Annotated in this window: 15 protein-coding genes; 1 reads left to right on the top strand and 14 read right to left on the bottom strand. The window is 67.0% G+C overall.

Annotated features, from left to right (window positions below; all coding sequences use genetic code 11):
* Window positions 1-41: 41 nt before the first annotated feature.
* The 8 genes from thiL to glyA are packed head-to-tail and all read right to left on the bottom strand — an operon-like array spanning window position 42 to window position 6,203.
* On the bottom strand, window positions 42-1,031 hold the full coding sequence (gene thiL / locus HNP51_RS07270; RefSeq protein WP_184268569.1) for a thiamine-phosphate kinase: 990 nt from the start codon (window positions 1,029-1,031) through the stop codon (window positions 42-44).
* Window positions 1,018-1,512 carry a transcription antitermination factor NusB gene (nusB, locus tag HNP51_RS07265; RefSeq protein ID WP_184269138.1) on the bottom strand — a complete coding sequence of 165 codons (495 nt, stop codon included), beginning with the start codon at window positions 1,510-1,512 and terminating at the stop codon, window positions 1,018-1,020. Before nusB ends, thiL begins: the two co-directional genes overlap by 14 nt.
* 41 nt (window positions 1,513-1,553) lie before the next feature.
* A complete protein-coding gene (gene ribH, locus HNP51_RS07260) occupies window positions 1,554-2,018 on the bottom strand; it encodes a 6,7-dimethyl-8-ribityllumazine synthase (protein WP_409360106.1) in 465 nt (154 codons plus the stop codon).
* On the bottom strand, window positions 2,012-3,148 hold the full coding sequence (gene ribB / locus HNP51_RS07255; RefSeq protein ID WP_114818080.1) for a 3,4-dihydroxy-2-butanone-4-phosphate synthase: 1,137 nt from the start codon (window positions 3,146-3,148) through the stop codon (window positions 2,012-2,014). The genes ribH and ribB overlap by 7 nt, the downstream gene beginning before the upstream one ends.
* Complete coding sequence (locus tag HNP51_RS07250; RefSeq protein ID WP_184268567.1) at window positions 3,145-3,735, bottom strand: riboflavin synthase; 591 nt, start codon at window positions 3,733-3,735, stop codon at window positions 3,145-3,147. Before HNP51_RS07250 ends, ribB begins: the two co-directional genes overlap by 4 nt.
* Window positions 3,736-3,795: 60 nt before the next feature.
* Window positions 3,796-4,428, bottom strand: coding sequence for a RibD family protein (locus HNP51_RS07245; protein ID WP_184268565.1), 633 nt, complete (start codon window positions 4,426-4,428; stop codon window positions 3,796-3,798).
* Window positions 4,428-4,907 (bottom strand): transcriptional regulator NrdR, encoded by a 480-nt coding sequence (gene nrdR / locus HNP51_RS07240; RefSeq protein WP_184268563.1) that lies wholly within the window; start codon window positions 4,905-4,907, stop codon window positions 4,428-4,430. The genes HNP51_RS07245 and nrdR overlap by 1 nt, the downstream gene beginning before the upstream one ends.
* Window positions 4,908-4,919: 12 nt before the next feature.
* On the bottom strand, window positions 4,920-6,203 hold the full coding sequence (gene glyA, locus HNP51_RS07235; RefSeq protein ID WP_184268561.1) for a serine hydroxymethyltransferase: 1,284 nt from the start codon (window positions 6,201-6,203) through the stop codon (window positions 4,920-4,922).
* Between the two features lie 182 nt (window positions 6,204-6,385).
* On the opposite strand from glyA, the gene HNP51_RS07230 reads away from it, so the two are divergent.
* The gene (locus HNP51_RS07230) at window positions 6,386-7,117 is read left to right on the top strand and encodes an IPTL-CTERM sorting domain-containing protein (protein WP_184268559.1); all 732 of its coding nucleotides are present in this window, start codon (window positions 6,386-6,388) and stop codon (window positions 7,115-7,117) included.
* A gap of 9 nt (window positions 7,118-7,126) precedes the next feature.
* Here the strand turns inward: HNP51_RS07230 and HNP51_RS07225 are convergent, their stop codons facing one another.
* The 6 genes from HNP51_RS07225 to gor all read right to left on the bottom strand — a co-directional run bounded on the left by HNP51_RS07225 (window position 7,127) and on the right by gor (window position 12,843).
* Window positions 7,127-7,312 carry a DUF6898 family protein gene (locus tag HNP51_RS07225; RefSeq protein ID WP_184268557.1) on the bottom strand — a complete coding sequence of 62 codons (186 nt, stop codon included), beginning with the start codon at window positions 7,310-7,312 and terminating at the stop codon, window positions 7,127-7,129.
* On the bottom strand, window positions 7,312-8,538 hold the full coding sequence (gene hemA / locus HNP51_RS07220; protein ID WP_260398375.1) for a 5-aminolevulinate synthase: 1,227 nt from the start codon (window positions 8,536-8,538) through the stop codon (window positions 7,312-7,314). The genes HNP51_RS07225 and hemA overlap by 1 nt, the downstream gene beginning before the upstream one ends.
* 324 nt (window positions 8,539-8,862) lie before the next feature.
* Window positions 8,863-9,762, bottom strand: a complete 900-nt coding sequence (gene mmsB, locus HNP51_RS07215) for a 3-hydroxyisobutyrate dehydrogenase (RefSeq protein ID WP_184268553.1) — start codon at window positions 9,760-9,762, stop codon at window positions 8,863-8,865.
* 79 nt (window positions 9,763-9,841) lie between these two features.
* Entirely contained in the window at window positions 9,842-10,606 is a 765-nt protein-coding gene (locus HNP51_RS07210; RefSeq protein ID WP_184268551.1) for a class I SAM-dependent methyltransferase, read from the bottom strand.
* A gap of 28 nt (window positions 10,607-10,634) precedes the next feature.
* A complete protein-coding gene (locus HNP51_RS07205) occupies window positions 10,635-11,381 on the bottom strand; it encodes a class I SAM-dependent methyltransferase (RefSeq protein ID WP_260398374.1) in 747 nt (248 codons plus the stop codon).
* Window positions 11,382-11,457: 76 nt separating this feature from the next.
* Window positions 11,458-12,843, bottom strand: a complete 1,386-nt coding sequence (gene gor / locus HNP51_RS07200) for a glutathione-disulfide reductase (RefSeq protein WP_184268546.1) — start codon at window positions 12,841-12,843, stop codon at window positions 11,458-11,460.
* Window positions 12,844-12,877: the final 34 nt, after the last annotated feature.

The raw sequence follows: 12,877 nt of genomic DNA, 5'->3' as shown, positions 1-12,877 counted from the left end.
ACGCCACCCTGCCCTCTCCCCGTTAGGATTCCGTTGCGGCCCTAGTCGTGGGTCCAGCCGATGCGCGTCGGTGTGATCGCCTGGCCGAGATGGCGCACCGCAATGCCCTTGCCTTCGACCACGCGGCCGATGCGGGTCAGGCGCAGATGGCGGCGCTCGGCCTCGCGACGCAGGACGTTCTCAGCCCCGGCGGGGACGGTCAGAATGATCTCATAATCGTCGCCGCCGGTGGCCAGCAGTTCCAGCGCGGCTTGAGTATCGACCCGGCTGTCCAACCAGGCCTGGGCGGCGGCCGACAGCGGCAGGACCTCGAGGTCGATCTCGACGCCGACCTTGCTGGCCTCGGCGATGTGACGCGCATCAGCCAGCAGGCCGTCAGAAACGTCGGCGCTGGCCGTGGCCAGTCCGCGTACGACCGTGGCGAACTCCACGCGCGGCATGGGGGTGCGATAAGCGGTCTCCAGCGCGTCCATCCGCTCCGGGTCCAACGTCAGCGTCGCCTGCGCCGCCTGAAGGCCCAGCCAGCCGTCGCCGATGGTGCCGGTGACGAAGACCAGGTCGCCCGGTCGCGCTCCGCCACGGCTGACGGTTGAGGAGGACGGCGCCCAGCCCATCATGGTGGCGGAAAAACTGGCCGGACCGGGCGTCTTGACCGTGTCGCCGCCCAGCAGGGCAATGTCGAAGATGGCTTGGTCGCGTCGCAGCCCGGCGACGAAGGCCTCGCGCTCGGGCCAGCCGCAGCGTTCGGACCAGTGGCAGGCCAGCAGATAGCCGAAGGGTTCGGCCCCCTTGGCGGCCAGGTCGGACAGGTTCACGCGCAGCAGCTTCTGCGCCACGGTGTCCAGAGGATCGTCGGGTAGGAAGTGGACGCCTTCGATGATGGCGTCCTTGGTCAGGATCAGATCATGCCCCGGACGCGAGGGCAGCACGGCCACGTCGTCGGCCAGCCCCCTCGCCCATTCCGGGTGCGCCAGCGGCTTCAGCAGCCGCTGGATGGTCTCGAATTCGCCAGCGACGTCAATCGCGGGCATCGCGCGCCACGCCGTCGAGCGCCGCGTTCACGAACTTCGCCTCTGCTTCATCGAAGAAGGCCTTAGCCAGCTCAACATACTCGTCGATCACGATCTCACGCGGCACGTCGGGCTTGAACTTCAACTCCCAGGCGCCGCAACGCAGCAGGGCGCGCAGGGTGGCGTCGAGGCGTTCCAGACGCCAGTTGGAGGCCAGACGCGCCTTGACGGCCTCGTCGATGCCGCGCTGATCCTCGACCACGCCGTGGACGATGTCCGAGAACCATTGCTCGTCAGCCTCGGCCAGGGGCGCGCCGTCGATATCGCCGTCGAAACGGTGATCACGGAATTCCTTGACGATGACGTCCACGCCCTCGCCCGCCAGTTCCATCTGGTACAGGGCCTGGACGGCGGCCAGACGGGCGACGGTGCGGGCCCGGCGCTGACGCGAGGTCAGTTGCGGCTCGGCGCGGGCTCTATCGGCCTCGGCCAGTTGGGCCATGACTTCGGCGACGGTGGCCGGGGTGGTGTTGGTCGGCTCGGTCACGAGGCCAGTCCTCCGCGCAAGCGCTTACGCAGCGCGATCAGGTCCAGACAGGCGCGAGCGGCGCCGCCGCCCTTGTCGCCTTCGCTCATCCGGGCGCGCGCCCAGGTTTGCTCTTCGTCCTCGGTCGTCAGGATGCCGTTGCCGATGGCCAGCCCCTTGAGGCCCAGATGCATGATGCCGGCGGCCGACTGATCCGAGACGATCTCGAAGTGGTAGGTCTCGCCGCGAATGATGCAGCCGAGCGCGACATAGCCGTCATAGCGCGGCGCGGTCGGGTAGCGGCCGGCCTCCTCGGCCAGAGCGATGGCGGTCGGAACCTCCAGGGCGCCGGGCACGGTGACGACGTCGAACTGCACGCCTTGCGCACGCAGGGCGTCCTTGGCCCCTTCCAGAAGGGCGTCAGCCAGATCGTCGTAGTAGCGCGCCTCTACGATGAGGACGCGGGTTGGGTCGTTCAGGATTGGTCTTCTCCGTCCATGTCGCGCCAGCCCACGATGCGCAGGCCGTAGCCTTCAAGCGCCGTCGGATTGGGCCGCGTCGAGCTCATCACGATCATATCTTTGACGCCGAGGTCGAGCAGAATCTGGGCGCCGACGCCATAGGCTTTCAGCGAACGATCCACCGCGGTCGGCTTGTCCGCCCCGCCCAGGCGCTCGGCCAGGCCATGCAGGCCGGGGTCGCGCAGGAAGACGACGACGCCGGGACCGTCGCTGGCGGCCAGGGCCTGCATCGCCTTGGGAATATAGTTCTGGCGCGCCTCGACATGGCCCAGCAGGTCGGCGGCGAAGTCGATCTGGTGCATGCGCACCACGGTCGGCTTGGTCGGGTCGATGTCGCCGCGCACCAGGGCGATGTGTTCGGCGCCCTCGATGGTGTTGCGGTAGAGGATCAGCTTGAACGGCCCGCCGTGGACGCTCTCGAACGGCGTCTCCAGCACCCGCTCGACAAAGCGCTCGGTGCGGCGGCGATAGGCGATCAGGTCGGCGATGGTGCCGATCTTCAGCCCATGCAGTTGGGCGAAGGCGATGAGGTCGGGCATCCGCGCCATCTCGCCATCGTCCTTGATGATCTCGCAGATCACGCCTGACGGATTCAGGCCGGCCATGCGGCTGATGTCGACAGCGGCCTCGGTGTGGCCGGCGCGGACCAGAACGCCGCCGTCTCGCGCGACCAGGGGGAAGATGTGACCCGGCGAGACGATGTCGTCCACGCCGCGCGTCGGGTCGGTCGCAACCTGGATCGTATGCGAACGGTCAGCGGCGGAGATGCCCGTGGTCACGCCCTCCTTGGCCTCGATCGAGACGGTGAAGGCGGTCTTCATGCTCTCGCGATTGTCGGCGGCCATCGGCGGCAGGCGCAGCTGTCGAGCCCGGTCGCCGGTCACGGCCAGGCAGACCAGGCCGCGCGCATAGCGGATCATGAAGTTGATCTGGTCCGGCGTGGCGAACTGGGCCGGAATGACGATGTCGCCCTCGTTCTCGCGATCCTCGGCGTCCACCAGGATGTAGGGGCGGCCGTTGCGGGCGTCCTCGAGAATGTCCTCGATCGGGCTGATCGGACTGTCGGTATTGTGGACGGCCAGTTTCATCATGCGGTCTCCTGCCACCGCGCGAGGTAGCGCGCCAGCATGTCGATCTCCAGGTTGACCTTGTCGCCGACCTTCAGGCCGCCGAGCGTGGTCGCATCCCACGTATGCGGAATGATGTTCAAGTCGAAGCGGCGCTCTTGCACCCCATTCACCGTCAGGGAAACCCCATCGACGGTGATTGAGCCCTTCGGCGCGATAAAACGGTGCAGAGGCGCCGGCGCCTCGACCACGATGCGGTGCGATCCGCCCTCGGGTGTGATCGAGATCACCTCGCCCAGACCATCGACGTGGCCAGAGACGATGTGGCCGCCCAGTTCGTCGCCCAGTTTCGCAGCGCGTTCCAGATTGACGCGGGTGTCCTCTGCCCAATCGCCCAGCTTGGTCTTGGACAGGGTCTCGCCGGAAACCTCGACAGCGAACCAGCCCTCGCCCTTTTCCGTGACGGTCAGGCAGCAGCCGGCGTGGCTGATGGAGGCCCCCAGGTCGATGGTCGCCGTGTCCCACACGGTTTCGATCTCATAGCGACGGTCGCGGTCGGTGTTGCGGACGCTGCGGACGCGGCCGATGTCGGTGACGATGCCGGTGAACATGAAAGCTCCGGTCCCTTCGGACCCAAAAAACAGAGTCTAATTAGTCTAATTCGTCTGAAATCAGCTGCCGAAGCGCGCGTAGCGTTCCCACAGATCGTCTCCGACAGGCTCGACGCCCAGACGACGGAACTTGGGGGCGTCGGCCAGCTTTGCAAGCGCCAGGGAGGCGACGCAGGGCCTGCCCTCCCCGCCCAGCAGGATCGGGGCGCGAAACCACTCGATAGCGTCCACCACGCCGGCCTGGATGAAGGAGGCGGCGACGCGACCGCCGCCCTCGATCAGCAGCGACGTGACGCCGCGCGCGGTCAGCGCGTCCAGAACGGCGGCGACGGCGGGACGGCCGTCATCGGATGCGACGACAACAACCTCGGCCTGGCCGACGGCGTGGGGCGCGGCGGTCGTCAGGATCAGGCTGTTTCCGGTCGCGACCTTGGCCGTCGAGGGGGTGCGCAGGCGACTGTCGAGGACGACGCGAAGCGGATGCGGCCCGGCATGGTCAGGCAGGCGCACCGTCAGTTTGGGATCGTCGGCCAGCACCGTCTCGACGCCGACCATGATGGCGTCATGGGTCGCGCGCAGGCGGTGTCCCTGTTGGCGAGCTTCAGGCCCGGTGATCCACTGGCTTTCGCCGGAGGCCGTGGCGATGCGCGCGTCGAGCGACGTCGCCAGCTTCAGGGTGACGCGCGGACGCATCAGGCCTTGCCGGTGTCGTCGGAGCTCCCGTCGAAACCCTCGTCGCCGAGGAATTTGGCGAAGTCGCCGGTGTGGCGGAAGTCCTTGTAGACCGAGGCGTAGCGGACGTAGGCGACCTCATCGACCGACTTCAGCGCCTTCATGATGAAGTCGCCGACGATGCTGGACGGGATCTCGGTCTCGCCCAGGCTTTCCAGCTGGCGCACGATGCGGCTGACCAGCAGCTCGACCTGATCGGGCTGCACCGGGCGCTTGCGCAGGGCGATGCCCAGCGAGCGTTCCAGCTTGTCGCGGTCGAAGGGGGTGCGGCGGCCGTTCCGTTTCAGGATGACCAGTTCGCGCAGCTGCACCCGCTCGAAGGTGGTGAAGCGCCCGTTGCATTGCGGACAGGACCGACGGCGGCGGATGGCCGCGCCGTCGTCAGACGGGCGGCTGTCCTTGACCTGGGTGTCGGCGTTTCCGCAGAAGGGGCACTTCATCCAGTCGGTCCCTTAGCGATAGATCGGGAAGCGTGCGGTCAGCTCGCGCACCTGGGCGGCGACGCCCCCGACGACGGCCGGATCGGCTTCATCGCCGCCGTTCATCGACGAGACGACGTCGGCGATCCAGTGGCCGATCTGCTTGAACTCGGCCTCGCCGAAGCCGCGCGTGGTGCCGGCCGGGGTGCCCAGACGGACGCCCGAGGTGACGGTGAAGGGCGCGGTGTCGAACGGCACGCCGTTCTTGTTGCAGGTCATCAGCGCCTTCTCGAGTTCATGCTCGGTGGCCTTGCCGGTCACGCCCATGGGACGCAGGTCGACCAGCATCAGGTGGCTGTCGGTGCCGCCCGAGACGATGGCCAGGCCGCGCTCGATGAGGACGCCGGACAGGGCCTGGGCGTTCTTCACGACCTGCTGGGCGTAGCCCTTGAACTCGGGCTTCAGCGCCTCGCCGAAGGCCACGGCCTTGGCGGCGATGACGTGCTCCAGCGGGCCGCCCTGCAGGCCGGGGAAGACGGCCGAGTTGATCTTCTTGGCGATGTCGCCGTCGTTGGTCAGGATCATGCCGCCGCGGGGACCGCGCAGGGTCTTGTGCGTCGTGGTGGTGACGACGTGGGCGTGCGGCACCGGGTCGGGATAGGCGCCGCCGGCGATCAGGCCGGCGTAGTGGGCCATGTCCACCATCAGATAGGCGCCGACGCTGTCAGCGATCTCGCGGAAACGCTTGAAGTCGATGTGCCGCGAATAGGCCGAGGCGCCGGCCAGGATCAGCTTGGGCTTCTCCTTCTGGGCCATTTCGGCGACGTGGTCATAGTCGATCAGGTGGGTGTCTTCCGACACCTTGTAGGTCACGGGACGGAACCACTTGCCCGACTGGTTGGCGGGCGAGCCGTGGGTCAGGTGCCCGCCGCAGGCCAGATCCATGCCCAGGAAGGTGTCGCCGGGCTGCAGCAGGGTGAAGAAGACGGCCTGGTTGGCCTGAGCGCCCGAGTGAGGCTGGACGTTGGCGAAGGCGGCGCCGAACAGCTCCTTGGCGCGCTCGCGAGCCAGATCCTCGGTGACGTCCACGAACTCGCAGCCGCCATAGTAGCGACGGCCCGGGTAGCCCTCGGCGTATTTGTTGGTCAGGACCGAGCCTTGCGCGTCCAGCACCGCCCGCGAGACGATGTTTTCAGAAGCGATCAGCTCGATCTGCTCCTTCTGGCGGCCCAGTTCGCCCTGGATGCCCTTGAAGATCGCCGGATCGGCGTCGGCGAGGCTCTTGGAGAAGTAGGAGTCATGGGTGAAGGCGGTCACTGGCGGGCATCCCGAAGGCTGAGGGCGGAAACGGCGCTCCCTTCTAGGCCGCGCCGCCAGAAGCCACAACATCTAGTGGTCGCTGCGACCGATCAGCCCAATGGGAAAACACCGTTCGAAAGTGCGTGCGCGACGCGTTGCGAACCGCTATCATTCTGGCAACTGGTGGGGAATGAAGCACGATGAAACAGTTGATCGGGTACGCCGTTGCGGCCCTTTGCCTTCTGGCGACCCAGGCGGCTGCGGCCCCGGTCACCTATTACATCCAGAGCGAACCGTATGAGTCCGTCAGTAACTTCACAGCCTGCCCTCTCGGGGGCTGCACGGCGACCTACACGACATCGCACCGCGTTTCGGGTTCGATTACCTTCGTCGCGCCCTTCGAACCGAATCTGGCCGATGAAGACGTTGATGTGCGGATCGACAGCTTCTCGATCAGCGACGGGCAGAACACCTATACCGATGCTCAGTTCTTTGTGGACGTGTTTGCGCAATCCGCGAGGGTTTCGACGGACAGCGCCGGGAACCTGACGGCGTTCGAGTTCAAATTCGATAAGACCAACGGACAGCCCTATGGCGAGCTTTCCTACGCCGATCCGAAGGCCAAGGTATCCTATATCTGGATCAGCAGCGCGCCAGCGCCCGGCATGGTGGTCGCTGCGAGCAATAGCACATGTCAGCTTCGCGGCGACAACGTCAACGGCAACACCGGGGGCGCGGGCTGCATGATGGCCTACGACACCGACAGTCAGGGCGCCTCGAGCGCATCGGCCACAGGCGTCACCCTGTCGCTGACCCCTCCGCCCTCGCCGGTTGCGGTGCCGACCATGTCGGAATGGGCGATGATCCTGCTGAGCGTCTTGCTGGCCGGCGGGGCGGCCCTGAGTCTGCACCGCCGCCGTCGGGCGGTCTGACAGCAAAGGTCAGCGGCGGGTCGCCAGGGCGCGTTTCAGCTTGGCGATGGCGACCCGCTCGACCGCGCGCGGCTCCAGCGCCGGACCCATGGCGGAGACCTCGACGCCCGTAGCTGTGTGGACGGCGTTGCACTTCACATAGGTGCCGTTGCGGACGAACTCGACGATGACTTCGCCCAGTTCTGCGTTCTGCATCAGGCGGCGACCGGCTGCCGGGCCACGTTGCAGTGCGACCAGAGCTTGTCCATCGCGTCGACCAGCTGGTCGATCATGCCGTCGTCATGGTTCGGCGACGGGGTGAAGCGCAGGCGCTCGGTGCCCTTGGGCACGGTCGGATAGTTGATCGGCTGGACGTAGATGCCGAAATCTTCCAGCAGCATGTCCGAGATCAGCTTGCAGTGGACCGGGTTGCCGACATGCACCGGCACGATGTGGCTGACGCTGGGGAGGACCGGGATGCCGGCCTGGGTCAGGCGGCGTTTCAGGGTCTCGGCGCGTTCCTGATGGGCGTCGCGCAGTTCGGAGTGGGCCTTCAGGTGGCGCACCGAGGCCAAGGCCCCGGCGGTCAGGGCGGGCGGCAGGCTGGTGGTGAAGATGAAACCCGAGGCCCAGCTGCGCACCGCGTCCACGATCACCGCGTCGGCGGCGATATAGCCGCCCATGACGCCGATGGCCTTGCCCAGGGTGCATTCGACGATGTCGATGCCGTCCAGCAGGCCGTCGCGCTCGGCCACGCCAGCCCCGGTCGCGCCGTACAGGCCGACCGCGTGGACTTCGTCCAGATAGGTCATGGCGCCGTATTTCTTGGCCAGGGCGATGGTGCCGGCGATGTCGGCGATGTCGCCATCCATCGAATAGACGCTCTCGAAGGCGACCAGCTTGGGCGCAGCCAGCGGCGCGGCGGCCAGCAGTTCTTCGAGGTGTTCCAGGTCGTTGTGGCGGAAGATGTGGCGCGGACCGCCGCCGTGACGGATGCCCTCGATCATCGAGGCGTGGTTCAGCGCGTCCGAAAAGATGATCAGGCCCGGCAGAATCTTCTGCAAGGTCGACAGCGTCGCCTCATTGGCCACATAGCCCGAGGTGAACAGCAGGGCCGCTTCCTTCTGGTGCCAGCTGGCCAGCTCGGCTTCCAGATCGACCGCCGAACGGGTGGTGCCGGAAATGTTGCGGGTGCCGCCGGCGCCGGCGCCCACGGCGTCGATCTCGGCCTTCATGGCGTCCAGAACCACCGGATGCTGGCCCATGCCCAGATAGTCGTTGGAGCACCAGACCACGACGTCCTGTTCGGAACCGTCGTCGCGGCGGCGCACCGCTTGCGGGAACTGGCCGCGCACGCGCTTCAGATCGGCGAAGACGCGATAGCGGCCTTCGCTGCGAACCTGCTCGACAGAGCTTTGAAAGGCGGACTTATAGTCGAACAAGGCGCTAGTTCTTTCGCTTATACAGCTTTCCGCGCCTAATTGCGCTCGCCGCTCAGCGTTGTCCATGTTCAGAGCCGGACAAAACGTCCCAACCCCTTAATTGATAACGGTTCTCATGTTGTGGCCCGCGGTCGTCGGCCCTGCGGGACCTCCCGACCCGACGCGGGCTGTTGCAGTCCTTTCCTCCCTGTCGCGCAGCGATGGGGAGGTGGCGCGGGCGCGAAGCGCACGTGACGGAGGGGGCGACTCGACGGCTGACGTCTGCGCCGCCCCCTCCACCGCTACGCGGTCCCCCTCCCCATGAAATGGGGAGGAAAGAAGACCCTACTGAGCCAGCGTATCCAGGCGCCCGCGCAGCATCTGCACCATGGCGGAGAAGTCCTTGCCGCCGTAGCCGAGGCCGTTGAACAGGGCGTAGAGGGCCTCGGCCTGGGCGCCGAGCGGGGTGGTGGCGCCGGCCTTGGCGGCGGCGTCCTGAGCCAGCTTCAGGTCCTTCAGCATCATGGCGGTGGCGAAACCGCCTTCATAGTCGCGGTTCGACGGGGCGGTCGGGACCGGGCCGGCCCAGGGGTAATAGTTGCTGACGCTCCAGCACTGGCCCGAGGACTTGGAGGCGATCTCGAAGAAGCGTTCCGGCTCCAGACCCAGCTTCTCGGCCAAGGCGATGGCCTCGCAGGTGCCAACCATCGAAATGCCCAGCAGCATGTTGTTGCAGATCTTGGCGGCTTGCCCGGCGCCGTGGTCGCCCGCGCGGATGGTGATGCGGCTCATCGGGTCCAGCGCCGGTTCGACGCGGGCGAAGTCGGCCTCGTCGCAGCCGACCATGAAGGCCAGGGTGCCCGCGTCGGCGGCGGCGGTGCCGCCCGAGACGGGGGCGTCGGCGAAGGCGTAGCCCGCCTCCTTGGCCAGACCGGCGACCTTGCGCGCCGTCTCCACGTCGATGGTCGAGCAGTCCAGCAGCAGGGCGGCGGACGGCGCCGCGCCGATGATCTGCTCGGAATAGACGCTCAGCACGTGCGGCCCGGCGGGCAGCATGGTGATGACGATCTCGGCGTCCTTGACCGCCTCGGCGACCGAGCTGACCGTGCGGCACCCGGCCTCGGCAGCGCGTTCCAGCGCGGCGGGCGACAGGTCGAAGGCGGCGACGTCATGCCCGGCCTTGGCCTGATTGGCGGCCATGCCGCCGCCCATGTTGCCGAGACCGATGAAGGCGATGCGAGTCATCTGAGGCGTTTCCCTTATGGATTTTGCGGCAGGGTTAGCGCCCCCCGCTCCGCTTCGCCAGTCACCAAATCGAGACGGTTCAGCCTGGCTTTCTGAAGCGCAGCATGAACTGGCTGGTGTGGCCGCGAATGGATGGATCGAAGACATTGGCGGTCAGCGGGTCGTCGGTGCGGACCAGCAGATCGCTGGACCCATCCAGCACGAAGCCCGCCGCCTCGACCTCGCGCCGAACCTGATCCACGTCGATACGGTGCAGGGTGTCGGGCGCGTAGGGTCCGGCCCCTGTCGCGGCGGCATGGTCGATGATGACGTAAAGGCCGCCCGGCTTCAGCGCCCGATAGGCCGCGGCGTTGACCTTGTCTGCCGTGTCCTCGGGGAAGGCCGCCAGATGGAGGTCGTGATAGTTCTGGGCGGTGAAGATCAGGTCCAGACCGCGCGGCCAGGCCGGATCGCCGATCGATCCGCTGAGCGCCTTGACGTTCTCCAGGGCGGCGGCGGCGGCCAGAGCCTCGGCGTAGCTGGCCTGGAAGCCGATGAACTCGGCCGGTTGCCAGGCGACGACCTGCCCCTCTGGCCCGACGGCCGCCGAGAACAGGCGGGTGAAGTAGCCGCCGCCCATGATCATGTCGCCGATCTTCTGACCCGGCTCGACCCGGGCGAAGGCCAGGGTTTGGGCGGCGTGGCGGGCCGCGTCGCGGTCCACATCGGCCGCGGTGCGGATCGGGCTGGCCAGGGCGTCTTCGTAGGCCTGCGACGCGGTCTGGGCGACGGCCCCCGAAGCGAAGATCATGGACGATGTCGCCGCCAATGAGGCGGCGACAATGAAAGCAAGGAAGGGACGCATGGCTGATCCTCCTGTGATTTCAGCCGGTTCAGCCCGGCTTGCGGAACCGATAGACGAACTGGTCGGTCTTGCCGCGAATGGCTTCGTCAAAGACGTTCAACGTGTGGTCGTCCGCCGGGTTCGCAACAGCCATGGTCTCGCCGTCGAAGACGAAGCCGGCGGCCTCGACTTCCTTGCGCAGTTGCGCGCCCTCGATGCGGTGCAGGGTCTCGACGGCGGTGTTGGCGGCGCCGGGCGCGGCCTGATGGTCGATGACCACGAACAGGCCGCCGGGCTTCAGCGCCTTGAAGATGTCGGCGTTCATCTTGGCCACGTCCACGCCGAAACGGGGGATGTGGAAGTCGTGGTATTCCTGACTCATGAAGACCACGTCCAGGGGCTGATCGAAGGCCATGGCGTCCAGGTCGCCGTTGACACGGCTGACGTTGGGATAGGCGGCGACCAGGGCGTCGGCGCGCGGGTTCTCGCGCTCGGCGGTGCGGTTGGGCACGAAAGCGTAGACGTGACCGCCCTCGCCCACCACGCGCGCGAACAGGCGGGTGAAATAGCCGGCGCCGGGGCGGATGTCGGCGATCTTCTGGCCCGGCTTCACCTGGGCGAAGGCCAGCATCTCGGCGGGATGACGCAGCGGATCGCGGGCGACCTCGTCGGCGGGGCGCAGGGGGTCAGCAACGGCGCTCTGATAGGCGGCGGGCGCGGCGTTCTGGGCCAGAACCGGCGGAGCGGCGGCGACCAGCAGGGCCGAAAGAGTAGCGGCGAGCAGGCGGGACTTCATGGGGCGACCTCCGGGAAAGCTGGGCCGCATAAGGCGCGTGTCCGGGACGGCTGACAAGCCATCCCGGACAGTCCGATCAGCCCGCCATCGACGTGGGCGACTGCTTCTCCTTAAGCGTCACTAGTTCCTCGGCCATGGTCGGGTGGACGGCGCAGGTGGCGTCCCACTGGGCCTTGGTCAGGCCGGCCTTCACGGCGATGGCGGCCAGCTGGATCATCTCCGGGCTTTCCGGGCCGACGATGTGGACGCCGACGACACGCTGGCTGTCGGCGTCGACCACCAGCTTCATCAGCACCCGCTCGTCCGAGCCGGTGAAGGCGTACTTCATCGGACGGAAGCGGGTCACATAGACATCGACGCCCGCCGAGCAGGCGCGGCGCGCCTCATGCTCAGTCAGGCCGACGACGCCGACCGGCGGCTGGCTGAAGACGGCGGTGGCGATGGCTTCGTAGTCGAAGTGCTGAGGGTTGTTCTTATAGACCGTCTCGTGGAAGGCGACGGCCTCGCGGATGGCGACGGGGGTCAGGTTCATGCGGTCGGTCACGTCGCCGATGGCCCAGATGTTGTCGGCCGAGGTCTTCGAATAGTCGTCGACCTTGATCGCGCCCTGGTCGTTCAGCTCGACGCCCGCGTTCTCCAAGCCCAGATCCTTGACATGGGGAACGCGACCCGTGGCGAACATGACCACGTCGGTTTCCAGCGTCATGCCGTTTTCCAGATGGTTGACCAGGCCGCTTTCGGTCTTCTCGATCGAGGCGTGCTGGCAGCCCAGGATGACCTTGACGCCGCGCTTCTCGATCTCGCCCGCCAGATGGGCGCGCACGTCGTCGTCGAAGCCGCGCAGGATGTTGGGGCCGCGATAGATCAGGGTCGTCTCGACGCCCAGACCGGCGAAGATGCCCGCGAACTCGACCGCGATATAACCGCCGCCCGCGATCAGGATGCGTTTCGGCAGTTCCGGCAGGTGGAAGGCTTCTTCGGAGGTGATGGCGTGTTCCACGCCCGGCAGATCCTCGGGCTTCCACGGACGGCCGCCGGTGGCGATCAGGATCTTCTCGGCGGTGAAGGTCTGATTCTTGCCGACAATCTCGACCGTGTGGGCGTCCTTCATCACGGCGCGACCGTGGACCAGATCAACGCCCGCCTTGCCCAGGTTGGCGGCGTAGATGCCCGACAGGCGGGCGATCTCGACGTCCTTGGCCTGCAGGAAGGTCGGCCAGTCGAACTTGGCGTTATCGAAGGACCAGCCATAGCCCTCGGCGATCTCCAGGGCGTGGCTGACCTCGGAGGCCATGACCATGAACTTCTTGGGCACGCAGCCGCGGATGACGCAGGTGCCGCCGACCCGATACTCCTCGGCCACGGCCACCTTCTTGCCGCCCAGAGCGGTCAGGCGCGCCGCCCGCACCCCGCCCGAACCGGCGCCGATGACAAAGAGGTCGTAGTCGTAGATCGTGGTCATCGGGGCTCCGGGATCGGACGAAAAAGCGGGTCTG

This window comes from Brevundimonas bullata, from assembly GCF_014207965.1.
Classification (GTDB): Bacteria; Pseudomonadota; Alphaproteobacteria; order Caulobacterales; family Caulobacteraceae; genus Brevundimonas; species Brevundimonas bullata_A.
The sequence above is the reverse complement of the archived record's forward strand: the minus strand, read 5'-3'. Positions and strand labels throughout refer to the sequence as shown.

Bases quoted from the DNA above. Each gene is read 5' to 3' on its own strand.
- thiL (WP_184268569.1), bottom strand. From the start codon at position 1,031: ATGCCCGCGATTGACGTCGCTGGCGAATTCGAGACCATCCAGCGGCTG.
- nusB (WP_184269138.1), bottom strand. From the start codon at position 1,512: ATGGCCCAACTGGCCGAGGCCGATAGAGCCCGCGCCGAGCCGCAACTG.
- ribB (WP_114818080.1), bottom strand. From the start codon at position 3,148: ATGATGAAACTGGCCGTCCACAATACCGACAGTCCGATCAGCCCGATC.
- HNP51_RS07250 (WP_184268567.1), bottom strand. From the start codon at position 3,735: ATGTTCACCGGCATCGTCACCGACATCGGCCGCGTCCGCAGCGTCCGC.
- HNP51_RS07245 (WP_184268565.1), bottom strand. From the start codon at position 4,428: ATGCGTCCGCGCGTCACCCTGAAGCTGGCGACGTCGCTCGACGCGCGC.
- nrdR (WP_184268563.1), bottom strand. From the start codon at position 4,907: ATGAAGTGCCCCTTCTGCGGAAACGCCGACACCCAGGTCAAGGACAGC.
- HNP51_RS07230 (WP_184268559.1), top strand. From the start codon at position 6,386: ATGAAACAGTTGATCGGGTACGCCGTTGCGGCCCTTTGCCTTCTGGCG.
- HNP51_RS07225 (WP_184268557.1), bottom strand. From the start codon at position 7,312: ATGCAGAACGCAGAACTGGGCGAAGTCATCGTCGAGTTCGTCCGCAAC.
- mmsB (WP_184268553.1), bottom strand. From the start codon at position 9,762: ATGACTCGCATCGCCTTCATCGGTCTCGGCAACATGGGCGGCGGCATG.
- HNP51_RS07210 (WP_184268551.1), bottom strand. From the start codon at position 10,606: ATGCGTCCCTTCCTTGCTTTCATTGTCGCCGCCTCATTGGCGGCGACA.
- HNP51_RS07205 (WP_260398374.1), bottom strand. From the start codon at position 11,381: ATGAAGTCCCGCCTGCTCGCCGCTACTCTTTCGGCCCTGCTGGTCGCC.
- gor (WP_184268546.1), bottom strand. From the start codon at position 12,843: ATGACCACGATCTACGACTACGACCTCTTTGTCATCGGCGCCGGTTCG.